This window comes from uncultured Aureimonas sp. (genome assembly GCF_913775355.1).
Lineage (GTDB): Bacteria > Pseudomonadota > Alphaproteobacteria > Rhizobiales > Rhizobiaceae > Aureimonas.
In genome coordinates, this window is record NZ_CAJYIU010000152.1 from 1 (window position 1) to 23,426 (window position 23,426).

The 23,426-nt window shown below is 70.0% G+C and carries 19 protein-coding genes; 5 read left to right on the forward strand and 14 right to left on the reverse strand.

Annotated elements, in window-relative coordinates; all coding sequences use genetic code 11:
• Positions 1-155 precede the first annotated feature (155 nt).
• The 8 genes from QZ753_RS10005 to QZ753_RS10040 all read right to left on the reverse strand — a co-directional run bounded on the left by QZ753_RS10005 (position 156) and on the right by QZ753_RS10040 (position 8,332).
• Complete coding sequence (locus QZ753_RS10005; RefSeq protein WP_294643308.1) at positions 156-956, reverse strand: ABC transporter ATP-binding protein; 801 nt, start codon at positions 954-956, stop codon at positions 156-158.
• A gap of 29 nt (positions 957-985) precedes the next feature.
• Entirely contained in the window at positions 986-1,885 is a 900-nt protein-coding gene (gene ntrB, locus QZ753_RS10010; protein ID WP_294643310.1) for a nitrate ABC transporter permease, read from the reverse strand.
• Positions 1,886-1,924: 39 nt separating this feature from the next.
• Positions 1,925-3,235, reverse strand: coding sequence for a CmpA/NrtA family ABC transporter substrate-binding protein (locus tag QZ753_RS10015; protein ID WP_294643312.1), 1,311 nt, complete (start codon positions 3,233-3,235; stop codon positions 1,925-1,927).
• Between the two features lie 347 nt (positions 3,236-3,582).
• Positions 3,583-4,782, reverse strand: coding sequence for a CmpA/NrtA family ABC transporter substrate-binding protein (locus tag QZ753_RS10020; protein ID WP_294643315.1), 1,200 nt, complete (start codon positions 4,780-4,782; stop codon positions 3,583-3,585).
• Positions 4,783-4,784: 2 nt separating this feature from the next.
• A complete protein-coding gene (locus tag QZ753_RS10025; RefSeq protein ID WP_294643317.1) occupies positions 4,785-5,384 on the reverse strand; it encodes an ANTAR domain-containing response regulator in 600 nt (199 codons plus the stop codon).
• Positions 5,385-5,457: 73 nt separating this feature from the next.
• Entirely contained in the window at positions 5,458-5,886 is a 429-nt protein-coding gene (locus tag QZ753_RS10030; protein WP_294643319.1) for a heme-binding protein, read from the reverse strand.
• A gap of 65 nt (positions 5,887-5,951) precedes the next feature.
• Positions 5,952-7,211 carry an Hsp70 family protein gene (locus tag QZ753_RS10035; RefSeq protein WP_294643321.1) on the reverse strand — a complete coding sequence of 420 codons (1,260 nt, stop codon included), beginning with the start codon at positions 7,209-7,211 and terminating at the stop codon, positions 5,952-5,954.
• A 137-nt stretch (positions 7,212-7,348) separates the two neighbouring features.
• On the reverse strand, positions 7,349-8,332 hold the full coding sequence (locus QZ753_RS10040; protein ID WP_294643323.1) for a glycosyltransferase family 2 protein: 984 nt from the start codon (positions 8,330-8,332) through the stop codon (positions 7,349-7,351).
• Positions 8,333-8,458: 126 nt separating this feature from the next.
• Between QZ753_RS10040 and QZ753_RS10045 the strand changes: the two genes are divergently transcribed.
• Genes QZ753_RS10045 through QZ753_RS10055 form a run of 3 tightly spaced genes read left to right on the forward strand, consistent with a single transcriptional unit; the run spans position 8,459 to position 11,357 of the window.
• Positions 8,459-9,676: a glycosyltransferase gene (locus tag QZ753_RS10045; protein ID WP_294643325.1), complete on the forward strand. Its 1,218-nt coding sequence runs from the start codon at positions 8,459-8,461 to the stop codon at positions 9,674-9,676.
• The gene (locus tag QZ753_RS10050; protein ID WP_294643327.1) at positions 9,673-10,479 is read left to right on the forward strand and encodes a WecB/TagA/CpsF family glycosyltransferase; all 807 of its coding nucleotides are present in this window, start codon (positions 9,673-9,675) and stop codon (positions 10,477-10,479) included. The genes QZ753_RS10045 and QZ753_RS10050 overlap by 4 nt, the downstream gene beginning before the upstream one ends.
• 5 nt (positions 10,480-10,484) lie before the next feature.
• On the forward strand, positions 10,485-11,357 hold the full coding sequence (locus QZ753_RS10055; RefSeq protein ID WP_294643343.1) for a DUF6492 family protein: 873 nt from the start codon (positions 10,485-10,487) through the stop codon (positions 11,355-11,357).
• Positions 11,358-11,370: 13 nt separating this feature from the next.
• Here the strand turns inward: QZ753_RS10055 and QZ753_RS10060 are convergent, their stop codons facing one another.
• Positions 11,371-12,663, reverse strand: a complete 1,293-nt coding sequence (locus QZ753_RS10060; RefSeq protein ID WP_294643329.1) for a lipopolysaccharide biosynthesis protein — start codon at positions 12,661-12,663, stop codon at positions 11,371-11,373.
• Between the two features lie 27 nt (positions 12,664-12,690).
• On the opposite strand from QZ753_RS10060, the gene QZ753_RS10065 reads away from it, so the two are divergent.
• Both QZ753_RS10065 and QZ753_RS10070 read left to right on the forward strand, forming a co-directional pair.
• Positions 12,691-13,800, forward strand: coding sequence for an endo-1,4-beta-xylanase (locus QZ753_RS10065; RefSeq protein ID WP_294643330.1), 1,110 nt, complete (start codon positions 12,691-12,693; stop codon positions 13,798-13,800).
• Between the two features lie 98 nt (positions 13,801-13,898).
• Entirely contained in the window at positions 13,899-15,995 is a 2,097-nt protein-coding gene (locus tag QZ753_RS10070) for a GumC family protein (protein WP_294643332.1), read from the forward strand.
• Between the two features lie 12 nt (positions 15,996-16,007).
• Here the strand turns inward: QZ753_RS10070 and QZ753_RS10075 are convergent, their stop codons facing one another.
• The 5 genes from QZ753_RS10075 to QZ753_RS10095 all read right to left on the reverse strand — a co-directional run.
• A complete protein-coding gene (locus QZ753_RS10075; RefSeq protein WP_294643334.1) occupies positions 16,008-17,963 on the reverse strand; it encodes a nucleoside-diphosphate sugar epimerase/dehydratase in 1,956 nt (651 codons plus the stop codon).
• A 114-nt stretch (positions 17,964-18,077) separates the two neighbouring features.
• Positions 18,078-19,892, reverse strand: a complete 1,815-nt coding sequence (edd, locus tag QZ753_RS10080) for a phosphogluconate dehydratase (protein WP_294643336.1) — start codon at positions 19,890-19,892, stop codon at positions 18,078-18,080.
• 42 nt (positions 19,893-19,934) lie between these two features.
• Positions 19,935-20,636, reverse strand: coding sequence for a 6-phosphogluconolactonase (pgl, locus tag QZ753_RS10085; protein WP_294643338.1), 702 nt, complete (start codon positions 20,634-20,636; stop codon positions 19,935-19,937).
• Between the two features lie 7 nt (positions 20,637-20,643).
• Entirely contained in the window at positions 20,644-22,122 is a 1,479-nt protein-coding gene (gene zwf, locus QZ753_RS10090) for a glucose-6-phosphate dehydrogenase (RefSeq protein ID WP_294643339.1), read from the reverse strand.
• Between the two features lie 127 nt (positions 22,123-22,249).
• A partial coding sequence (locus QZ753_RS10095) for an HWE histidine kinase domain-containing protein (RefSeq protein ID WP_294643341.1) occupies positions 22,250-23,426 on the reverse strand: 1,177 nt, incomplete at its 5' end.

Consider the following 23,426-nt stretch of genomic DNA (forward strand, 5'->3'; position numbering starts at 1 on the left):
AGGCGCCGGGGGCCAGTTCGAAGAGGTGTTCGAGCATCCGGCCGGGGGCCATGCCGTTGCCGACGACGACGAGTTTCTGGGTCATGGGTCTCATCCCGAAACGGAGAGGTTGAGAGGGACGTCCGGCGCGGCGTCGGTGGCGCGCCGGAATGGCGTCAGGCCGCTTCCACGAAGCGGTTGCGCTCGTAGAGGAACTTCAGCACCGCCTGGCGGCACTTGAGGTAGGTCGCGTCGGTGGCGAGCTTGATGCGGTCGCGCGGGCGGGCGAGCGGCACCGAGAGGATCTCGCCGATCTTCGCCGAGGGGCCGTTGGTCAGCATCACGATGCGGTCCGACAAAAGAACCGCCTCGTCCACGTCGTGGGTGATCATCATCACCGTAGTGCCGAGGTCGGCCTGGATCTGCATGACCTGGTCCTGCAGGTGGGCACGGGTGAGCGCGTCGAGCGCGCCGAAGGGCTCGTCGAGGAGGAGGACCTTCGGCTCCATGGCGAGCGCGCGGGCGATGCCGACGCGCTGCTTCATGCCGCCCGAAATCTCCGACGGGCGCTTGTCCCGGGCGTGGCCCATATGGACCAGTTCGAGGTTGCGCATCACCCATTCGCGGCGCTCGGGCGCGCTCTTGGTCCTGGCGAAGACCTTGTCGACGGCGAGCGCGACGTTCTCGTAGACGGTGAGCCAGGGCAGGAGCGAGTGGTTCTGGAACACGACGCCCCGGTCGGGTCCCGGCTGGTCCACGACCTTGTCCTCGAGGAGCACGACGCCGGTGGTGGCCTTCGTCAGGCCCGCCACGATGTTGAGGAGCGTGGACTTGCCGCAGCCGGAATGGCCGATGATCGCGATGTACTCGCCCTTGTCCACTGTGAGGTCGATGCTCTTCAGGACATTGGTGGTCGCGGCGCCCCGCTTGAAGGTCATGTCGACGCCTTCGATCGACAGGAACGGCTTGGCTTGCATGGGTTCGCTCCGGGTCTGTCGAGGGGGGATCAGGCGGCCGAGGTGCCGCGGGTGACGAGACGGCCGACCAGCGCCACGATCCGGTCGAGCACGAAGCCGACGAGGCCGACATAGGCGAGGGCGACGATGATGTCGGAGATCAGCGAGGAGTTCCAAGCGTCCCAGATGAAGAAGCCGATCCCGACGCCCCCGATCAGCATCTCGGCTGCGACGATGGCGAGCCACGACAGGCCGACGCCGATGCGAAGCCCGGTGAAGATGTAGGGGGCGGCGGCCGGCAGCATGATCTTGGCGAAGAACTCGAGGCCGTTGAGACGCAGCACCGCCGCCACGTTGCGATAGTCGGCCGGGATGTTGCGCACGCCGACGGCCGTGTTGATGATGATCGGCCAGACCGAGGTGATGAAGATCACGAAGATCGCCGCCGGCTGGCCGTTCTGGAAGGCGGCGAGCGAGAGCGGCAGCCAGGCGAGCGGGGGCACCGTGCGCAGCACCTGGAAGATCGGGTCGAGGCCGCGCATGGCGAGTGTCGACTGGCCGACGAGGACGCCGAGCGAGATGCCGACCGCGACCGCGATCGAATAGCCGATCGCGACGCGCTGGAGGCTTGCCCAGATCTGCCAGCCGAGGCCGACGTCGTTGCCCGAGTTCACGTAGAACGGATGGGCGATCAACTCCCAGCTGTCTGAGAGCACCTGGCTCGGCGCCGGCAGCGCCGCGCCGGGATGGGCGCACAGGAGCTCCCACAGGCCGAGAAGCACCGTCAGGGTGACGAGGAAGGGCAGGATCTCGGCGGCCCAGTCGCGCGAGCGCCGGGCAAGAGCGGACCCGATGGGCGTGCGGCGCGTCGGCAGCGCAAGGACGGCGGCGCCGGCTTTCGCCGCGGGCGCCGGGCCCTTCAGGGGCAGCTTGGTGACGGTCTGGGACACGGGGGACGGCCTCCGTTGAAGCGAGGGGCGGGACGGGCTTCAGGCGATGCGCTTGATTGAGAGGCTCGCGAGGTAGGCGTCGGGGTTGGCGGGATCGAAGGTCTTGCCGTCGAAGAAGGTCTCGACGCCGCGCGAGGTCGAGGCCGGGATGTCGGCCTCCGCGACGCCGAGGTCCTTGGCCGCCGTGCGCCAGATGTCCTCGCGGTTGACGGCCGCGATCAGCGCCGCCTTGTCGAGACCGGCCGGCAGATAGCCCCAGCGCTGGTCCTCGGTGAGGAACCAGAGGTCGTGGCTCTGGAAGGGATACGAGGCGTGATCGCGCCAGAACTTCATGATGTGCGGCGAGTTCTCGACCACCGGCTTGCCGTTGCCGTAGTCGTAGGTGCCCTTCAGGCGGTTGGCGATGTCCTTGGTGGGCACGTTGAACCAGGCGCGCTTGCTGACGATCGAGGCCAGTTCGTCCTTGTTCTCCATGGCGTCGCACCATTGTTGGGCTTCGAGCACGGCCATGGTCAGCGCCTTGGCGGCCTTGGGGTTGGCGGCCACCCAGTCGGCGCGCATGGCGAAGCTCTTCTCGGGGTGCTTCGACCAAAGCTCGCCCGTGGTGATGGCGCTGTAGCCGACGTCCTGGTTGACCATCTGCTCGTGCCACGGCTCGCCGACGCAGAAGGCGTCCATCGTGTTGACCTTGAGGTTCGCCACCATCTGCGGCGGCGGCACGACGATGGTCTCGACGTCGGAATTCGGATCGATGCCGGCGGCGGCCAGCCAGTAGCGCATCCACAGGTCGTGCGTGCCGCCGGGGAAGGTGACGGCGACCTTCGACACGGTGCCGGCCGCCTTCTTGGCCGCGAACGCGTCGCGCAGGACGCCGGCGTCGAGGCCGACATTCTCCTTGCGCAGGCCGGTCGCGACCGAGATGCCCTGTCCGTCGAGGTTGAGACGGGCGAGAATCTGCATCGGCAGCGGCGCGCCTTGCGTGATCGTCCCGGCACTCATCAGGTAGGGCATGGGGGTGAGGATGTGGGCGCCGTCGATGCCCGAGCCCGCCGAGCCGAGCACGAGGTTGTCGCGCGTCGTGCCCCAGGACGATTGCTTCACCACCTCGACGTCGGGCATGCCGTGCTTGGCGAAGAGGCCCTTTTCCTTGGCGATGATCAGCGGCGCCGCGTCGGTCAGCGCGATGAAGCCGAGGACGGCCTTGGTGGTCTCGGGCCCTGCGCCTTGCGCGAACGCCCCGCCGGGGAAGCTCGCACCGATCGCCGAGAACAGCGCGGCTGTGCCGGCGGTCGCGGCGGTGCCGAGGAGGAAACGGCGACGGTTCAGGCCGGAATTGCGGGAAGCGGGCATGGCGGTCCTCGGCGGGTGAGGGAAGGCCAAACGAAAACGACGCCGCGGACCTCATGCCGCCGCCCGTGCCTCGTCCGGCATGGGTTGGGTGGCATCGGGTTCGCGACGTCGCTGTCGTCGAGGCTCGGGAGAAGCTCGGTGACCCTGTCGTCCTTGACGGGTCATGGTGCTATCCAACCGCAGAAGCGTCATTTTGCAAAGCACAAATGTACGCCAGATGGGCACGCCTAAATATTCAGCATAACGGTTCCAAATTGCGTCGCCGCAGAGGTTTGGCGCTGGTGCGAACCCGCGCGTGTTCCATGGTCAGAGAGCGCAATTGTTGGGCAGCTATCGACGAGAGCCCGTCAGTCGCCGCTGGCAGTTCCGCCGAGGGGCGCCGGAGGGGTCTTTGCGAGAACCTCTTCGATCCCGTCCGGGTCGAAGTCCGGCCCGCCATCCGGCGATCGTTCGATGCGGCTGTCGGACAGCGCCTCGGCGCGTCCGGGCAGGGCCGAGCGGTAGATGTCGGGCCGGAACGCCTGCGCGGCCTGGCGCGCCGCGTCCGGCGAGTAGGCTACCTGTCCCCAGCGCACCATCTGCGCGAAGACCCAGAGCGCCTGCGAGCGGCGCGGCAGGTTGGCGCCCTCCGGCCGGAAGTCGACATAGGCGGCGAGCGCCCGGCGGGTGCCGTCGGGGTCCACCGGCAGGTCGCCGCTCAGCACCGTCTCGAACAGGGCGGCACGGCCGCCGACATGGGCGGGCTCGGCGAGGATCGCGGCGAGCTCCCGCCGGTTGGCGGAATCGGCGCACCAGAGGGCGCTGGCGTCGAGCGCCGCGAGCAGCCGTTCGGCCGTGTCGCGCTGGTCCTGCCACCAGTCCGGCCGGAGGCCCAGCACCTTCTCCGGCGAGCCCGGCCAGATGTCCGCCTTCACCGCCACGATGCGCCCGATCCCCTCTTCCACGGCCATCACGTTCCACGGAGCGTTGACGCAGAACCCCTCGATCAGCCCGGCGCGCAGGGCATCGGCGGTCATCGGCGGCGGCACGACCGTGAGCGTCACGTCGCGGTCGGGGTCGATCCCCGCCGAAGTCAGCCACAGCCGGAACTCGTAGGCGTGGGAGGAGAACGGATAGGTCACGCCGAACACCGGGGCGGCCTCGCCCGCCCGGCGTCGACGCTCCAGCGCCCGCTTCAGCGCCTGCGCATGGGCGCCGGCCGTGTCGGGATAGTCCTCGCCGTCCATCGCCGCGCGCATGGCGGCCATCAGCGGCGTCGAGAGCGTGATGGCGTTGCCGCCCTCGGCGAGCGCGAAGGGGGCGATGACCTTGTGCGGGTTGGAGCCGAGGCCGAGCTCGCCCGCGACCGCCATGGGGCCGAGCATGTGGGCGACGTCGAACTGGCGGAAGGCCAGACGGTCGCGGATGTTCGACCACGACACGTCGCGCGTCAGCTCGATCCTGACGCCCTCGCGCCGGTCGAGGCCGAGCGCCGAGGCGGCCAGGAGCACGGCGGCGTCGAGAAGCGGGATGAAGCCCGCGCGCACGATCCGTTCGGGAGCGCTCATCCTCAATCCTCCCCGCCGAGAAGGCTGGCGGCCGTCACTAGCGAGCGGGCGATGTCCACGAGCTTCTTCTTCTCGTTCATGGCGGTCTGGCGCATCAGCCGATACGCCTCCTCTTCCGACAGGCCCCGCATCCGCATCAGAAGACCCTTGGCGCGCTCCACCACCTTGCGGTCGGCAAGCTCCGAGCGCGCGTCCTGAAGTTCGCGCTCCAGCCGTGAGTAGGCCTCGAAGCGCAGGACGGCCGTGTCGAGGATCGGCTTCACGCGCTCCTTCTTCAGCCCGTCCACCACATAGGCCGAAACGCCGGCGGCGATCGCGGCCTCCATCGAATCGGCGTCCGAGCGGTCGACGAACATGGCGATCGGACGGCGCACCGAGCGCGAGACCTGGAAGAAGGCCTCCAGACGGTCGCGGTTGGGGTTTTCGAGGTCGACCACGATCACGTCGGGCCGGAACGCCTCGATCTCGCGCACCAGACCTTGCGCGTCCGCGACGATGTGGACGCGCTCGTGGCCGGCCTCGCGCAGGCCCTCTTCGATGATCGCGGCCCGCGCCCGGTTCTCGTCGACGATGAGGACGGCAAGGGCGGGGCGGGGTTCCATAAGGGGAAGAGTGGCAAAGAGGCGAGGGCGGCGCAATATCCCGCGCGCCGCTCCTGCTGCATTGCGGAAGAAATCAGCCGGCGTCGGCGGTCAGGCCCACGGCCTCGATGCCCGCGGACGCCGCCGCCTCGTCGTTGTCCGAGGTGTCGCCGGTGATGCCGACCGCGCCGACGACCTTGCCGCCATCGCGGATCAGGACCCCGCCCGGCACCGGCACGAGCGAGCCGCTCGTCAGCGTGTTCATCGCGTTGATGAAATAGGCCTGCTCCTCGGCGCGCTTCCAGAGGGCCCGCGAGCCCATGCCCATCTGCACCGCGCCGTTGGCCTTGCCGATGGCGATCGCCGGTCGCAGCGGCGAGGCGCCGTCCTCGCGCTCCAGCACCAGAAGATCGCCGCCGGCGTCGAGCACCGCGACGGTCAGCGGCTTCAGGCCGAGCTCGCGCCCCTTGGCGCGGGCGGCCTCGACGATGCGGCGGGCGGTGTCGAGCGTCAGTGCGGTCATGGGCTCAAGGCTCCTCGTGTCGGGGAGCCCTCCCTAGCGCGGGGCGACCGCCGCTGGCAAACCGCTCAGGCAAAGCGCCGGGCCGCGTCGAGGCCGAGGCCGAGGCCGACCGAGCCGAAGGCGTCCGACAGCGCGACGCGCGCTTCCGGAAAGCGCGCGGTCGCAGCCCTTGCCACGGCCGGCACCTGCGCGCCGCCGCCGGTCAGGATCACCGTCTCGATCGCCTCCGGACCGATGCCGGCGAGCTGGAGCGAGGCGGCGATCGCACCGTCGATCCGCTCCACGAGCTCGGCTGTCGCCGCCTCGAACTCGGGCCGCGTGACGGGAGCCTCCAGCGTCAGGCCCGATTCGCGAAGGCTTATCGTCGCCTCGTCCTCGTGCGTGAGGGCGATCTTCGCCCGCTCGACCGCCCCGGCGAGGCGGTGGCCGGAACGGTGCGCGAGCATGTGCTCCATGCGCTTCAGCTTGTCCGGCTCGGCGGCTTCCTTGGCGAGCGAGCGGATGTCGGCCAGCACCTTCGGCGTATAGAGCGTGTTGATGCGGTGCCAGGTCGCGAAATCGTTGAAGTACCAGACCGGCAGCGTCCGCTTACCGTCGGCCGTGGCCGAGCCGAGCCCGAGCAGCGGCTGCATGCGCGCGATGTTCAGGAGGCGGTCGAAGTCCGTGCCGCCGACATGGACGCCTGTCGTGCCGAGGATGTCGTCGGCGCGGTCCGGGCGCCGGGCGCGCTCGGGGCCGAGGCGCAGGATCGAGAAGTCCGACGTGCCGCCGCCGATGTCGACCACGAGCGCCACCTGCTCGGCGTTCATGCCGCTCTCGAAGTAGAGCGCGGCGGCGACCGGCTCGTACTGGAACTCGACATGGGCGAACCCTTGCGCGCGCGCGGCCGAGGCGAGCTGGTCCTCCGCCTCCTGGTCGGCCGCGTCGCTCTCGTCGACGAAGCGCACGGGACGACCGAGCACGATGCGGTCGACCGGCGCGTCGCTCTCGCGTTCCAGCGTCTTGCGCAGGTGCTCGAGGAAGGTGCCGATCAGCGCCTCGAAGCTCATGCGCTGGCGACCGACCTGCGTCGTCTCCTTCATCAGCGACGAGCCGAGGATGCTTTTCAGCGCCCGCATGAACCGGCCTTCCGCGCCGTCGACATATTCGAAGACGGCGCGTCGGCCGAAATAGGTCTGGCCGTCCTCCAGCGAGAAGAACAGGGCCGAAGGGATCGTCAGGTGGTCGCCCTCGACGGGCAGGAGCCGCGGCGCGCCGCCGGGGGCGCAGAGCGACAGGGTCGAGTTCGTGGTGCCGAAGTCGAGGCCGGCGAAGGAGGCGGACATGGGGGCGGGCTCATGCAGGAACGGCGTCGCGACCTCGGCCGGGCGAGGCGTCGAAACGGGGGACGGGGCGGGGCGGCCCGTCTAGCCCATCGATTCGCGGAAGGGAAGGGGCGGCCGGTCCGACCGTCCCGTACCCGTCAGTTCGCTTCCGGCTTGCGGTACTGCTCGCCGATCCGCCCAAACTCGCCTTGCACCCGGCCGAGCGCAATTTGCAGGGGATAGAGGCCGATCAGGAGCGAGCGCTGGCGAATCGCCTGCAGGACGGCGCGGGGCGGAGCGGCGAGAAGAAGCGCCGCGGTCTTGGCGGCCGAGCGCACGCGCCCGTCGCGCCTCTGCTGGATGGCGCTCGACAGGGCGCCGTTGCGCAGCGAGCGTGCGTGGAGCCACGACCATTCCGTGCGGCGCGCCGGCACCGTCTCGTCGACCGGGGCCTCCGCGCACCACCCGAAGCGCGCGCCCTTGCAGGCGGCGCGCGAGAAGAAGTCGGAGTCGCCGCCACCGGTGAAGTTGAAGGCGGTGTCGAAGACCGGGTCGCCCATGCGCTCCAGCAGCGCACGCGTGAGGCAGAGATTGCCGGACGACAGGAGGATCGGCACGCGGCCCGTCGCGCCGTAGGGCGGGCGGAACACGGGATGGCGGGCAACGGCGTCGCGCGCCGGCCCCTCGAAGACCGGGACCTGCGGGGCGCCGACCACGTCGACGTCGAGCCGCTCCACCGTCTCGATCATCCGCTCGGCCCAGTCCGGGCCGGCCGCCTCGTCGTCGTCGATCACGAGGCAGTGGCGCATTGCGGGAAACTCGGCGAGCGCGACCTTGAAGCCGGCATTGTAGGCCGAGCAGTTGCCGCGCTCGTGCGCGACGAGGACGAGCCCCGCCATCGCCCCGGTCTCGAAGAGGCCGCGTGCCGCCGCAAGGCCCGCCCGGCCGTCCGCGTCGTTCTCCATCACGACGACGGCAAGGTTCCGTTTCGTCACCTGCGCCGACAACGAGGCGAGCGTCCGCAGGAGCCCGTCGGGCCGCCGGAAGGTCGGCAGGATCACGACCGCGTCGAACCCGCCCGCGGCGTGCGGCGAGCGCGCTTCGATCGTGACGCAAGGGGAGGCGGACTTGTGATCTTCCATGATCGGCACGCTAGCGCGGCAGTCCTGAATAAGCGGCGAAGATGACGCGTTAAAACGGCGGCTTTGACGAAATCGCAACGGGCGGGGTGCCAATGTGGCGATCAAACAGGGTGAATCGTAGCGCCGATGCATATCCTCTTCGCGACATCGCTCCTGCCCGAGCGGGAGCCGGCCACGGGTTTCGAGATCGCCAACCGCGCGATCGCCGACGCCTATCGCGCGGCCGGGGCGCAGGTGACGGTGGCCGGCTTCCGCCGTCCCGGCGCCGACCTGCCGGACGTCGCGCATGTCGATCTCGGCGAGATCGCGATCGAGAACGCGGGCGCCGGGCGCGCGCGCAAGGTGCGCTGGGTGCTGGACGCGATCCGCCGCGGCCTGCCGGTCGGCGCGGCCAAGCTCCGGGTGATGCCGGGGGCGACGCTTCTCCGGCGCCTGCGCGCGGCCGGACCCTTCGATGCCGTGGTGCTGTCGGCGGCCCAGCTTCCGATCGCCTTTCCCAGCCTTCTCTCGATCGCCCCGCCGATCTTCGTCGCTCACAATGTCGAGCACCTCTCGGCCGCCGAGATGGGGCGGAGCGCTGGCAGCGCCGCGTCCCGCCTTCTCTATCGTCGCGAGGCGAAGCTCCTGCGCGCGGCCGAAGAGCGCCTCTGCGCCGCCGCGCGCGTCGTCCACAGTCTCGCCGCCGCCGACGCCGAGCGGCTGGGTCTGTCCGGCGATCCCCGCTCGATCCCGCTCAGCCTCGGCATCGGGCGCGGCACTGCGCCCGCCGACGACGGCGCCCGGCAGTTCGACGTCGTGATGATCGGCACCTGGAGCTGGGCACCCAACCGCCTCGGTCTCGACTGGTTCGCCGCCGAGGTCGCGCCGCGCCTGTCGCCCGGCATCACGGTCGGCGTCGCCGGCCGCTTCGACGGCGCGCCGCCGCAGGCACTCGGCAACGTGTCCTTCCTCGGCCGCGTGCCGGATGCGCAGGCCTTCGTGCGGTCGGGCCGCGTCGTGGCGCTGGCGACGCGCGGCGGCACCGGCGTGCAGCTGAAGACGATCGAGACCCTGGAAGAGGGCATGCCGGCCGTCGCCACCCCGTCCGCGCTGCGCGGCATCGGCGCGGCTCTGCCTGGCAACGTGCGCGTGGCGAACGACGGGGCCGCGTTCGCCCGCTCCCTCGAAGACCTCGTGACCCGCGAGCGCGCCGGCGAGGCGATGCGCCTCGACGGCCGCGCCTTTGCCGAACGCCAGCGGCTCGACTGCGAGCGGGGCGTGCGCGCCGGGCTGGCGCTCGTCGGTCTCGGGGCGGAGGAAGCGAGCGGACCGGCGGTTCCGGCGATGGAGGCTCTTGCGTCATGATCGAACCCGCGCCCATTCAACCCGCGGCCGGCAAACCGGTCGCCATCCGCCGGCGCAGCGCCGCCCAGCCGTCCGTGCGCCGCCTCGGGCAGCTCGACGTCGCCGTCATCACGGGGGCGGAGGCGATCGCCCGCATCGACGCGGCCATCGCCTCGCGCCAGCGCCTGCAGATCGCCTTCGTCAACGCCCATTGCGTCAACGTGTCGGTGACGGACACGGACTACGCGTCCGTGATGTCCGAGATGCTGTGCCTGCCCGACGGCATCGGCGTGGATGTCGGCTCGCGCATGCTGTTCGGCGAGCCGTTTCCCGAAAACCTCAACGGCACCGACTTCCTGCCGCGGTTCTTCAGCGAGACACAGGCCGAACTGCGCGTCGGCCTCGTCGGCGGCGAACCGGGCATCGTCGATCGGGCGGCCGAGCGCTTCGGCGAACGCTTTCCGCGCCATCGCTTCATCGCGGTCTCGCACGGCTTCTTCGCGGAAGGGGAGGAGACCGAGCGGCTGCTCGACTGGATCCGCCTCGCGCGGCTCGACGTGCTGCTCGTCGGCATCGGCGTTCCCCGGCAGGAGCGCTTCCTCGCCCGCCATGTCGGCGTGCGCGAGGCGCCGGTCGCCTTCGCGGTCGGCGCGCTTCTCGACTTCACCGCCGGCAAGGTGGCCCGCGCCCCGGCCTTCGTGCGGCGCCTGCGCATCGAGTGGATCTGGCGCCTTCTGATGGAGCCGCGGCGTCTGGCGCGCCGCTATCTTGCGGGCAACCCGGCCTTCCTCGCGCGCATCGCCCGCCAGCGCATCCGCAAGTGACGCCGATGCGGTTCGCGCTCGTCACCTCGAGCTATCGCGGCGATCTCGAGCGCTGTCGCCTGCTGTGCGACAGCATCGATCGTTTCGTCACGGGCTTCGAGACGCACTACCTCCTCGTCGAGGCGCGCGATCTCGAGCTCTTCAAGGTATTCGAAGGGCCGCGGCGGCGCGTCGTCAGCGAACGTGATCTCCTGCCCTGGTGGTTGCGGCCGGTGAACCATCCGCGCCAGCGCGGACGCCGGCTCTGGATCCATCCGTTCGGCCTGCCGCTGCACGGCTGGCACGTCCAGCAGCTGCGCCGCTTCGCGATGGCGCAGACGATGGCGGAGGCGGCGATGGTGTCGCTGGATTCCGACGTCGTCTTCGTGAAGTCCTTCGACGTCCGGTCGATGGAGGCCGGCGGGCGCGTCGCCTTCTACCGCGTGCCGGACGGCATGGACCGCGTGCTTCCCCATCTCCAGGCCGAGCACGAGACCTGGGCCCTGCGCGCCGCCCGCCTGATCGGGCTTCGGCCTCCCGAGTCGACCCGTACCACCTATATCGGCACGCTGATCGCCTGGCGTCGCGACACGGTGCGCGACCTTCTCGCCCGGATCGCGGCGGTCGGACGTCGGCCGGCGATGATGGTGCTGTGCGCCTCGCGGGCCCTTTCGGAATGCACGATCTACGGACGCTTCGTGGACGAGGCGGAGGCGCGGCCCGAACGCCACGCGCCGGACGCCACGCAGCGCTGCGCCGTCTACTGGGACGGGCCGCCGCTCGACGAGGCGGGTCTTGCCGCCTTTCTCGGCCAGCTCGCGCCGCGTCAGGTGGCGATCGGCCTCCAGTCCTTCACCGGCACCGACCCCGCCCTGATCCGCCGCGCTGTCGGCCTCTGACGCCGCCGGCCGCTCAGGCCGGCCGCGCGATCGGCATCCGGCGCGTGTCGAGCGCGGTGTAGGTCGCCATCGCGGAGGCGAGCCAGAGGGCGGCGAACACGCCGTTGAGACCGACCACCCAGGCCGTGTCGCCGGCCGTCTCGCCGCCGCGCAGGACCAGCGTCAGGAGCGCGCCCTTGGTCAGCGTCAGGAAGCCGAGGACCACGGCGCGCGTACCCGTCCGGCCGCGGGCGTAGAGGAGTTCGCCCTCGTACTCCACGAGATTGCGGAAGGCGGGCACGAGAAGCGCCATCAGGACGAGCGGTGCCGCGTCCGCGACATTGGCGCCGAGCAGCGTCGGGCGGACGTGCAGGATCAGGCCGAGCACGGCGAGGCCGCCGACTGACACCAGCGCGATTCCGGCCTCGACGCCCCAGCGCACGCGCCAGGAATCCAGCCGGTCGGGCCGCCGCATCAGCGCCTGCACCGCCATCATGTTGAAGGAGCGCACGGGCAAGGCGGTGAGATCCACGAGGCGCATCAGCATGGCGTAGAGGCCGGCGATATGCGGGCCCCCGAGCGAGAGGACGAGCAGCTTGTCGAGCTCGGACTGGAGGTAGAACAGGACCTCGGCCCCGGCCACGGCGATGCTGTCGGCGGCGCGCCGGCGATAGAGGTCCGGCCGCCAGCGCAGGCGCTGGCGCGGATAGAGGAACAGGATGCCGCCGAGCGCCGCGAGCCCGTTGGCGGCGAGGTAGAACAGGCTCCAGGCGGCCAGCCCGCCCTCGCGGCCCACCGTTCCCGCAAAGGCGAGCGCGGCGAGCGCCTTGGCGCCCGTGCCCACCACCACCAGCACGGAGGCGCGGCCGAAGCGGTTCATGCCGTTGTTGACGATGCAGACGACCTCGAGGGCCCGCCAGCAGACGATCTCGGCGGCGAGGATCGCGGCGAAGGGCGCGAGCGCCATGTCGCCGGCAAAGACGCCGAGATAGAAAAGTGCGGCCCCGAGCGCGACCAGCGGCAGCGAGAGGACGAAGGCGGCGAGCAGCCCGGCGGTATAGGTGCCGACGAGATGGGGCTTGCGCGTCGCCGAGCGGTAGAGCGGCGAGACGAAGCCGAGCCCGGCCACGCGCGACAGGACGATGCCGGTGGCGGACGCCGTGGCGAAGAGGCCGAACTCTGAGACGGTGAGGACGTTGGCGACCGCGGTGAAATAGGCGAGCGACAGCACCAGCCGGCCGCCCGACCCGCCGAGCAGCTTGGCGTAGTCGCGGGCCATCTTCAGCTTTGCTTCAAGACTTCCTGTCAGGAATCCGGGGCGTCGCATGGGGCACCTTGGAAGGGCAGGGGACGGATGACGAACGACCAGAGCAGCGCTCCCCGCGCCGCGCCGCGCTCCCCCTTCCATACCGGTCCGAGCTTAACGCGGCGTTCGCTCCTCGCCGGCGCCGCGGCCCTTGCTGCAGGCATCCCGGCGGCGGCATCGGCGCGCGGCACCGGCATCCCGTTCGGCGCCGCCATCCAGAACGAGTATTTCGACGACCTCGGCTATCGCCAGCTGTTCACCAGCGAATGCGACCTCGTCATGCCGATGAACGAGCTGAAGTTCGCGCTGGTCCAGCCGGAACGCGGCCAGTTCGATTTTTCCCGCGCCGACCGCCTTCTCGCCTTCGCGGAGGCCAACGGGCAGAGCGCGCGCGGCACGACCTTCGTCTGGTGGTCGACCAACCCGCCCTGGCTCGAGGCGATCGAGGACGCCGCGGATCTCGAACGGGCGCTCACTGACCACATCGAGCGCGTCGCCGACCACTGCAAGGGCCGGCTGACGAGCTGGGACGTTGTCAACGAGGTCATCGCGCACGATCCGCACGAGCATCGCGGCCCCTTGCGCGACACGTTCTGGCTGCGCCGGCTCGGGCCCCGGCACATTCCCGTCGCCTTCCAGGCCGCCGCGCGCGCCGACCCGAAGGCGCGGCTCGTCCTCAACGACTACGACCTCGAGTTTCGCGGACTCCGCTTCGACCAGCGCCGCGCCATCGTCCTGTCGATCGTGCGCCAGCTTCAAAAGGCCGACATCCGCATTGATGCGGTCGGCATCCAGGGACACCTCTACGCCCATCAGGAGATCGACGTGGAGGCGCTGGCGCGCTTCGGCGCCGACCTCAAGGCGCTGGGCGTCGGGCTCCTCGTCACGGAACTCGACGTCATCGACTTCCAGGTCCGCGGCGGACCGGCGGAGATCGACGCGGCCGCGTCCACGGTGGTCGGCGACTTCCTCGACGGGCTGATGGGCGGCCAGCGCCCCGAGACCGTCATCACCTGGGGACTGACGGACCGCTACAACTGGGTCGAGGACGTCATGCCGCGCAGCGACGGCGCGCCCTGCCGCCCCTTGCCCTTCGACGCCGACCTCCGACCGAAGGACTGGTACGGGATGCTGCGCCGCCGGCTGTCGCAGGCCTGACCGCTTCGCCGAGACCGGCAGGGGATTAACGGTTTCTTTGCCATGAGCGGTGAAAGGTGCGGGCTGCAAACCGCGCCGTTCCTGTCCAGGGCCTTTCCATGTTCTACGCCGAGGATGCCGCATCCCGCCCCGCGTCCCGCTGGGATCCCGTTCCGGAGGTGGAACCCGTGCGCCGCCACGAGAGCTTCCTCGATCCGGCCTATCTCGCCGCCTCGGTCTGGCGGGCGAAGCGCAAGATCGTGCTGGCGGGCGTTCTTGGCGCGGCGGTGGCCGGCGCCTTCGCCTTGTCGCAGCCCAAGCAGTACACCGCCATCGCGCAGATCGTTCTCGACCCGCGCGAGTTGAACCTCGTGCAGAACGAGCTGACCCCGACGTCGAACGGCCTCAACACCGACGCCGCGCTCGCTCTCGTCGAGGGCCAGATCTCGGTGATGACTTCGAACAGCGTGCTCCTGCGCGTCGTGCGCGAGGCGAACCTCACCGCCGACACCGAGTTCAACGGTCTGCGCGAGACGTGGCTCGGCAATCTGTCGGCGACCCTCTCCGCGCTGATGTCGGACGATCCCGTCGCGGCGGCCGACACGCGCGAGCTGCGCACCGTCACCAACCTGTGGCGCCATATCTCGGCGGTGCGCAACGCCAACAGCTTCGTCATCAACGTCTCGGTGACCAGCGAGGACGCCGACAAGGCGGCACGTCTCGCCAACCTGACAACCCAGAACTTCATCGCCGAGCAGGGCCGCGCGCAATCGGACCTTGCCCGGCGCGCGACCGAGGCCCTGTCGTCGCGCCTCGCCGAACTGCGCGCCCGCGTCGTCCAGGCCGAGGACGCGGCGGAGGCCTACAAGGCGCAGAACCAACTCGTCGGCGTCGGCGGACGGCTGATCGACGACGACTACATCACCCGCGTCAACAACCAGCTGGCGGACGTCCGCTCGCAGATCACCTCGCTGAACGTGCGAGCTCGCTCGCTGCGCGAGGCGAGCGTCGAGGACATCGCCGCCGGCTCCTTCCCCGAAGGCCTGAACTCGGAATCGCTCCTGCGCCTGCGACAGGTCTATTCGGAAGCTGCGCAGAACCAGGCGATCCTCGCCTCGCGCCTCGGGCCCCGCCATCCCCAGCGCATCGCCGCCGACCAGGCGCTCTCCACCGCGCGCCGCGCGATCGAGACCGAACTGTCGCGGATCGTCGCCTCGGCTCAGACCGAACTCGCCAGAGCCCAGGCGACCGAGCGCGACCTGACGGGCCAGATCGACACCCTGCGCTCGCGCCAGATCGAGACCAGCGGCGCCTTCGTGCGGCTGCGCGAACTGGAGCGCGAGGTCGATGCCTCGCGCGCGGTCTACGAGGCCTATCTTCTGCGCGCTCGCCAGACGAGCGAGCAAGAGCGGCTCAACACCACCACCGTGCGCGTGATCTCCGACGCCACGGTGCCGTTCCAGCCCTCCAGCCTGTCACGCAAGATCGTCGTGATCCTCGGCTTCGTCGGGGGCATCGGCCTCGGGGTCGCGCTGGCGCTGCTTCTTGCCATGGTGCGCGCCATCAACGGCACCGCCTCGCCCGCCGTCGCGGCACCGGTGAAGGCCACGCGCGCCAGGGAGCGCAGGACGCCAGAACACATGCCGGAGCCCGCCGTCGTGCCGGTCGCCGCGGTCGCTGCCGCAGAGCCCGTCGCGGCATCGCCCGAGCCCTCCAAGCCCGAACCCGCGCAGGCGCTCGACACCAGCGAGGGCGACTGGTCGCTGCGCGGCGGTTCGTTCGACGCCGCCGAGGCGGAGCCGGAGGGGGGCCGCGAAACGCCTATCGTGGCGACCGAGGCCAATGATACTGCGCCGCAGGACGACCGGGTCGAAGCGCCGGTCGCGGTGGAGGAACCGGAAGAAGCCCGTTACGAGCCCGTCGTCGAAGCCGCGCCTCCCGCGGCGGCTGAGATCGACGAGACCCCCTCCGATGACGAGGATCACGCTCCGACCGGCGCGAGCGAGATCGAGGCACGCCGCGAGGCGCTGCGCCAGCGGATCCGCGAACTCGGCGCCGTGCGCGGAGCCCGCAGCCTCGGCGCGCCGCATCTCGCACCCGCCGCACCGGAGACCCTGTCGGCCGACGAACGGCGCGAGCGCATCAGCCTTCGCCTCGCGGCCGCCCGCGGGCGCCGTGCCGATATCGTCGACCGGGCCGACGTCGAACACGGCTGAACGCCGAGGGACTTACGCCTCCGGGTGCGGCGCCGGCAGGGCGGGGCTGATGAGGGCCGCGTTCGACAGGTGCGAGCGGCCGAACTCCGGCACCACGTCCGAGAGAAGCGCGATGGCCGCCTCGGTGTCGCCCGCAGCGATCGCTGCAGCGATCGCCTCGAAGCGGGCGCGCAGGAAGGCGACGTCCGAGACGCGCGAGCGCGCGATCAGAAGCCCCGGCAGGCCGGTGTCCTCGCGCGTCTCGCCCTCGCCGAAGAGTTCCTCGTAGAGCTTCTCGCCCTTTCGAAGCCCCGTGTACTCGATGCGGATGTCCTTGTGGGGCCGGAGGCCCGCCAGCTGGATCAGCCGCTCGGCCAGCTCCGTGATGCGGATCGGCTCGCCCATGTCGAGCACGAAGATCTGCCCCTCCGCCGCCCGGTCGGCGATGCCGTGGCCGGCGGCATGGAGGATCAGCCGCGAGGCTTCCGGGATCGTCATGAAGAAGCGGGTGATGTCGGGATCGGTAACGGTGAGCGGCCCGCCGCGCGACAGCTGGTTCTGGAACAGCGGGATCACCGAGCCCGCCGAGCCCATGACGTTGCCGAAGCGCACGGTCATGAATCGCGTGCCGGCTTGGCCGAGGTCCAGCGCCTGGCAGTAGGCTTCCGCCGCGCGCTTGGTGGCGCCCATCACGTTGGTCGGATTCACCGCCTTGTCGGTCGACACCATGACGAAGGCCGCGGCGCCGCAGCCGAGGGCGGCGTCCGCGACGTTGCGCGAGCCGAGAAGATTGGTCTCGATGCCCTCGAGCGGATTTTCCTCGACGATCGGCACGTGCTTCAGAGCCGCCGCGTGGAAGATCACCTCCGGCTTCCACTCGTCGAAGATCGCCATGATGCGGGCGCGCTGGCGCACGTCGGCGACGCGCTCCACGGTCTCGACGCCCGGATGCTGGTCGGCCATGCGGCGGCCGATCGTGTAGAGATTGAACTCTCCGGCATCGATCAGCACGAGGCGCTTCGGCCCGAACGAGGCGATCTGCGCCACGAGCTCCGAGCCGATCGAGCCGCCGGCGCCCGTCACGGCGATGCAGCGGCCTTCGATCAGCCGCGCCACCTCGTCGATGTCGAGCCGGATCTCGCGGCGTCCGAGAAGGTCCTCCAGCGAGACGGGAAGCACCTCGATCGGCGCCTCGCCGAGATCGCCGGCACGCGAGATGTCGGGCAGACGCTTCACCGCGATCTTGAGCGGCGCCGCGACCTCGACCACGGCCGCGAGTTCGGCGGGGGGCACTTGCGCCTTTGCCACGATCAGCTGGTTGATCGGCGTCGCGCCGAGTTCGGCCCGGCGGGCGATCTCGGGCAGGTCGGCAAGCGCGCCGAGCACCTTCACGCCGTGAAGCTGGCGTCCCTGGTTCTTCGACTTGTCGTCCACGAGGCCGACGATGTGGACGCCGTGATGGGAGCGGCGCGCATCGCGGATGAACAGATCGGCATTGTCGGTAAAGCCGTAGATTACGACGTTCTCGACGGGCACACGAATGCCGCTCGTGTCGAAGAAGCGCGCCGACAGGCCGCGCTCCTTCCAGAGGCGATAGGCGAGGCGCGGGCCGCCGAGGCCGACGATCATGATGAACCACGTCATCACCAGCGACGATCGCGGCAGATAGAGGCCGCGGAACAGGATGAAGTGGCCGGCGAGGAAGACGACGTTGATCGCCGTCACCGCCTTGACGATCGACAGGACATCGAGGAGCGAGGCGTAGCGCCAGGCGCCGCTGTTGAGCGAGAACAGCGGGAACATCGCGGCCGACAGCGCGGTGAACGCGACGATCAGCGACCAGATCTGCCAATTGTTGAAGGTGATGCGGAAGCCGAAGGCGAGGCCGAGCGCCAGCGAGATCGCGATGGCCGCGATCAGGACGTCGTGGACGATGCCGAGCGAGCGGAACGAGCCGCGGGGCAGAAGGGAGAGAAGGCGAGGCAGCATCGGCAGTTCCGAACGGCAGGAGCGCGGCAAAGCCGCCGGGGCGGCGTCACCTCCTGCGAACCTCTAACCGAACGGCGGCAAATGTCACGCGAACGGCCGGCTGCGGTGCCGGCGTCAGAAGACGCTGGCACCCGTATCGGCGGTACCGACGGCGCGGCGGAATACTGCGAAGAGCTCGCGCCCGAGACCGACCTCGTTGGCCGAAAGGTCGGCCTCGGCGTTGGGGCGGCGCGCGAACTCGGCCGGATCGACCAGCACCTCCAGAGTGCCGGCCTCGCCGTCGAGCCGGATGAGATCGCCGTCGCGGATCTTGCCGATCGGTCCGCCGTCGAGGGCTTCCGGCGTCACGTGGATCGCGGCCGGCACCTTGCCCGACGCGCCCGACATGCGCCCGTCGGTGACGAGCGCCACGCGCTGCCCGCGGTCCTGCAGGACGCCGAGGGTTGGCGTCAGCTTGTGGAGTTCGGGCATGCCGTTCGACTTCGGCCCCTGGAAACGCACGACCGCGATGAAGTCGCCCGTCAGCTCGCCCGCCTTGAAGGCGCGCTGCAGGCCGTCCTGGTCGTGGAAGACGCGGGCCGGCGCCTCGACGATGCGCTTCTCGGGCTTGACTGCCGAGGTCTTGATGACGGCCTTGCCGACATTGCCGTTAAGAACCTTGAGGCCGCCGTTGGAGGAGAAGGGCCGGTCGGCGGTGGTGAGCACCTTCGGGTCGCCGCTTGTCGCGGGCGCCGGCACGCGCACGACCTGGCCCTCGTCCCCGAGCTTCGCCTCGACCGTGTAGGCCGAGAGGCCGGTGCCCCAGGCGGTGCGCACGTCGTCGTGCAGGAGGCCGTGGGACAGGAGTTCACGGATCATGAAGCCCATGCCGCCGGCCGCCTGGAAGTGGTTCACGTCGGCGAGACCGTTTGGATAGACGCGGGCGAGCAGCGGCGTGACGTCGGAAAGATCGGAAATGTCCGCCCAGGTGAGCTGGATGCCGGCGGCGGCCGCCATCGCGACGAGGTGCATCGTGTGATTGGTCGACCCGCCCGTGGCATGGAGGCCGACGACGCCGTTGACCACGGCCCGCTCGTCGACGACGAGGCCGGCCGGCGTGTACTCGTTGCCGAGCGCGGTGATAGACAGCGCGCGGCGCGTCGCTTCGCGGGTGAGCGCGTCGCGCAGCGGCGTGTTCGGGTTGACGAAGGACGAGCCCGGCGTGTGCAGGCCCATGATCTCCATCAACATCTGGTTGGAGTTGGCCGTGCCGTAGAAGGTGCAGGTGCCCGGCCCGTGGTAGCTCTTCGATTCGGCCTCGAGCAGCGCGTCGCGGCCGACCTTGCCTTCGGCGTAGAGCTGTCGGATGCGCGCCTTCTCGTCGTTGGGCAGGCCCGTCGTCATCGGGCCCGCCGGCACGAAGATCGCCGGGAGGTGGCCGAAGGAGAGCGCCGCGATCACGAGGCCCGGCACGATCTTGTCGCAGACGCCGAGATAGACGGCGGCGTCGTACATGTCGTGGGAGAGGCCGATCGCCGCCGACATGGCGATGACGTCCCGCGAGAAGAGCGACAGTTCCATGCCAATCTGGCCCTGGGTCACGCCGTCGCACATGGCCGGCACACCGCCTGCGACCTGCGCCGTCGCACCCGCCTCGCGGGCCGTCTGGCGGATGATCTCAGGGTAGCTCTCGAACGGCTGATGGGCCGAGAGCATGTCGTTGTAGGAGGTGATGATGCCGAGATTGAGCGTCGTGTCGCCGGTCAGCCGCTCCTTGTCGGTCGGGCCGCAGGCGGCAAAGCCGTGGGCGAGATTGCCGCAGTTGAGGGCCGCGCGCTTGGGCGCGCTCTCGCCCTTCAGGCGGATGCGGTCGACATAGGGCTCGCGCGTCGGCTTGGAGCGCTCGCGGATGCGGTTGGTGATCTCTTCGATGCGGCGGTCGGCGGCCATGGCATCATCCCTTCGGGTCGCAGGGGTGTGGTTTGCGGCGCGTCAGGGCGCCCAGAAGACTTGGACGGGTTCGTCGCGCGGCGCGCGCAGGACGGAGCGGACCGGCATGTCGGGCGCCGGACCGTCGGCCAGCGCCTTCGCCAGCGTCTCGCGCTTCTCCTCGCCCTCGATGTGCAGCGCGAGGAGGCGCGCTTCCAGGAGAAAGGGCAGCGCCAGCGTGATGCGCGGCTCGCCGGCGCCGGGCGCCTCGATCGCGAGGACGCGGTGTCCGGCCTGCGGGTCGATCGCCTCGGCCAGACGGTCGGCGCCCGGAAAGAACGAGGCGGTATGGCCGTCGTTGCCCATGCCGAGGATCACCGCGTCGAACGGGCGGGGCAGGGCGGAGAAGCGGCGCGACACCTCGTCCTCGGCCTCGCGGGCGCTCGGGCCCTCTTCGAACAGGGGTTCGAGACGGGCGCTCGCGGCGGGTCCCGTCAGAAGATTCTCGCGCACGAGGCGCGTGTTGGAGCGCTCGCTCGTCTCGGGCACCCAGCGCTCGTCGACGAGGCAGACGGTGACGCGCGACCAGTCGAGGTCGGCTTTCGCCAGCGTGCGGAAGAAGAGCTTCGGCGTCGAGCCGCCGGAGACGGCGAGCACCGCCTGGCCGCGCGTCGCGATGCCGCCGGCAAGGACCGCGGCGACGCCCGTCGCCAGCGCCTCGGCCAGCGCCTCGCGCGTCGGGTAGTGGTGCTCGCGTATCGTCATCCCAGCCTCAATCGGGTTCGTGCCAGGTGCGCCCGTCGCGCTCGATCAGGGCGATCGAGGAGGAGGGCCCCCAGGTGCCGGACGTGTAGCCCTGCGGACGCACGGCGCGCGCGTCCCAGGCCTTGAGGATCGGGTCGACCCACTCCCACGCCGCCTCCACCTCGTCGCGGCGCATGAACAGGGTCTGGTTGCCCCGGATCACATCCATCAGAAGACGCTCGTACGCGTCCGGGTTCCGCACATGGAAGCTCTCGGCAAAGCTCATGTCGAGCGGCACGTGGCGCAGGCGCATGCCGCCGGGACCGGGGTCCTTGATCATCAGCCACTGCTTCACGCCCTCGTCGGGCTGCAGGCGCATGACGAGCTGGTTCTGCTGCACGTGGCCGGCCGAGCCCTCGAAGATCGAATGCGGGATCGGCCGGAAGGTGACGACGATCTCGCTCATGCGCTCCGACAGCCGCTTGCCGGTGCGGATGTAGAAGGGCACGCCGGCCCAGCGCCAGTTGTTGATCTCGGCCTTGATGGCGACGAAGGTCTCGGTGTCGCTCGTCGACTCGCCGAGGTCCTCAAGATAGCCCTTTACGGCGCCGCCGTTGGAGGCGCCGGCCTTGTACTGGCCGCGCACGGTGAGGTGCTCGATGTTGCTCTCGTCGATGCGCTTCAGCGAGCGCAGGATCTTCAGCTTCTCGTCGCGCAGCGCGTCGGCGTCCATCGCGGACGGGGGCTCCAGCGCCACGAGGCAGACGAGCTGCAGGATGTGGTTCTGCACCATGTCGCGCAGGGCGCCGGCCTTGTCGTAGTAGCCCGCACGCCCCTCGAGGCCGACGCTTTCGGCGACCGTGATCTGGACGTGGTCGACATAGGCCGAGTTCCACAGCGGCTCGTAGAGCATGTTGGCAAAGCGCAGAGCCATGAGGTTCTGCACCGTCTCCTTGCCGAGATAGTGATCGATGCGGAAGACTTGGCTTTCGTCGAAATGCTCGCCGATGAGGGCGTTCAATGCCTTGGCCGAGGCGAGGTCGCGCCCGACCGGCTTCTCGACGACGATGCGCGTCTTGGCGTGCGCAAGGCCGTGGCGCTTCACCGAGGAGGCGAGGTCGCCGAAGAGGCTGGGGCTGACGGCGAGGTAGAAGGCGCGGATGCGGTCCTGGCCGGCCTCGTCGAGAAGGCTCTTCAGCTCGGCCCAGCCGGTCTCGCTCTTGGCGTCCACCTGCCGGTAGTACAGGCGCGACAGGAAGCGCTCGACGGCCTCCTCGGTGCGATGGGCCTCGCCGACGAAGCTGTTCAGCGCCTCGCGGCCGAAGGTGCGGTATTCCTCGTCGGAGAAGGGCGTGCGCGAAGCGCCGATGATGCGGGCGCCGGGCGGGATCTGGCCGTCGAGATCCCGGTGGTAGAGCGCAGGCAGGAGCTTGCGCTCGGCCAGGTCGCCGTTGCCGCCGAAGACGATGTAGTCGAAGCATTCGACAGGAATGATCTGACTGGACACGCGATGCCTTCTCCGTTCAGCGGGGAACCGGTTTATGGCCGATCCGATCCCGCAGCCGTGGATAATTCAATCGATTGAAAAAGGAAAGGTCGATCCGTGCGGGCCGGGGCCCGGACGGATCGACGGATCATGGCTTGTGGGGACGGCGCGCAGCCGCTCGCGCGATCGCGCTGACCAGAAGGTCGCTGACGAACGGCTTCTTCACCGCGTCGGCGCCACCCGCCTCCTCGGGGAATTCGATCGCCTCGCCGTAGCCGGTGACGAAGACGAAGGGGATCCCCTTCGCGTTGAGGTCGCGCACCAGCGGGAACGAGGTTTCCGAGCCGAGATTGACGTCTAGCAGCGCGACGTCGACCGGCATCGTGTCGATCACCTTGCGCGCCTCGCCGACGCTGGCCGCGGTGAAAACCTCGGTCATCCCGTGTTCGGCGAGCATCTGCTCGGCGTCGAGCGAGATGATAAGGTTGTCCTCGACCACGAGGCCGCGAAGACCGGCGAGCGCGGCGACCGGCGCCGGCGGGGCCTGGGCTTCGACGGGCGCCTCCGCGATCGGGGCGCCGTGGTCGCCGGCGAGGTGGAACACGTTGCCGGGCAGGGTGAAATGCGCGCGCACGCCCGCAAGGTGATAGTCGATGCGCGCCTCGCCCGACAGGTCGTGCGGGATCGAGCGCTCGATGATCGTGGAGCCGAAGCCGCGGCGCGTCGGCGCGGTGACCGGCGGCCCGCCGCTCTCGATCCATTCGATCCGGCAGGCGTCGTTCTCGTCGATGAACCAGTTCACCGCGACGCTGCCCGACGAATCGGACAGGGCGCCGTACTTCGCCGAGTTGGTCACGAGTTCGTGGAACACCAGCGCCAACGTCGAGAAGGTCACGGCCTCGACGACGATCTCGGGGCCCGACATCAGGATGCGGCTCGCCTTCTCGCCGATATAGGCCGAGACCTCGGTGCGGATGATGTCGCTGAGCGTCACCGCGCCAGCATCGGCGCTGGTGATCTGGTCGTGCGCGCGCGCCAAAGCCTGGATACGCCCGCCGATGATCGCGGCGAACTCGTCGACGTTCGTCGCGCCCGGCTTCGACTGCACCACCAGTGCCCGGATCAGGCTGAGGATGTTGCGCACGCGGTGGTTCAGTTCGGCGATCAGGAGTTCCTGTCGCTGCGTGGCGAGCGTCTGCTGGCGCTGTGACTCCTCGTTGAAGCGCAGGAGCACCTCGAGGATCGAGACGCGCAACCCCTCGGCGGCCTTGGTCTCGCTGACGGTCCACGGGAAGCTCTTGCCGTTGACGGTCTGCTTCCAGGCC

Excerpts from the sequence above, each read along its gene's own strand:
- QZ753_RS10005 (WP_294643308.1), bottom strand. The coding sequence starts at position 956 with ATGCAAGCCAAGCCGTTCCTGTCGATCGAAGGCGTCGACATGACCTTC.
- QZ753_RS10015 (WP_294643312.1), bottom strand. The coding sequence starts at position 3,235 with ATGCCCGCTTCCCGCAATTCCGGCCTGAACCGTCGCCGTTTCCTCCTC.
- QZ753_RS10020 (WP_294643315.1), bottom strand. The coding sequence starts at position 4,782 with ATGAGCGCTCCCGAACGGATCGTGCGCGCGGGCTTCATCCCGCTTCTC.
- QZ753_RS10025 (WP_294643317.1), bottom strand. The coding sequence starts at position 5,384 with ATGGAACCCCGCCCCGCCCTTGCCGTCCTCATCGTCGACGAGAACCGG.
- QZ753_RS10030 (WP_294643319.1), bottom strand. The coding sequence starts at position 5,886 with ATGACCGCACTGACGCTCGACACCGCCCGCCGCATCGTCGAGGCCGCC.
- QZ753_RS10035 (WP_294643321.1), bottom strand. The coding sequence starts at position 7,211 with ATGTCCGCCTCCTTCGCCGGCCTCGACTTCGGCACCACGAACTCGACC.
- QZ753_RS10040 (WP_294643323.1), bottom strand. The coding sequence starts at position 8,332 with ATGGAAGATCACAAGTCCGCCTCCCCTTGCGTCACGATCGAAGCGCGC.
- QZ753_RS10045 (WP_294643325.1), top strand. The coding sequence starts at position 8,459 with ATGCATATCCTCTTCGCGACATCGCTCCTGCCCGAGCGGGAGCCGGCC.
- QZ753_RS10050 (WP_294643327.1), top strand. The coding sequence starts at position 9,673 with ATGATCGAACCCGCGCCCATTCAACCCGCGGCCGGCAAACCGGTCGCC.
- QZ753_RS10055 (WP_294643343.1), top strand. The coding sequence starts at position 10,485 with ATGCGGTTCGCGCTCGTCACCTCGAGCTATCGCGGCGATCTCGAGCGC.
- QZ753_RS10060 (WP_294643329.1), bottom strand. The coding sequence starts at position 12,663 with ATGCGACGCCCCGGATTCCTGACAGGAAGTCTTGAAGCAAAGCTGAAG.
- QZ753_RS10065 (WP_294643330.1), top strand. The coding sequence starts at position 12,691 with ATGACGAACGACCAGAGCAGCGCTCCCCGCGCCGCGCCGCGCTCCCCC.
- QZ753_RS10070 (WP_294643332.1), top strand. The coding sequence starts at position 13,899 with ATGTTCTACGCCGAGGATGCCGCATCCCGCCCCGCGTCCCGCTGGGAT.
- QZ753_RS10075 (WP_294643334.1), bottom strand. The coding sequence starts at position 17,963 with ATGCTGCCTCGCCTTCTCTCCCTTCTGCCCCGCGGCTCGTTCCGCTCG.
- edd (WP_294643336.1), bottom strand. The coding sequence starts at position 19,892 with ATGGCCGCCGACCGCCGCATCGAAGAGATCACCAACCGCATCCGCGAG.
- pgl (WP_294643338.1), bottom strand. The coding sequence starts at position 20,636 with ATGACGATACGCGAGCACCACTACCCGACGCGCGAGGCGCTGGCCGAG.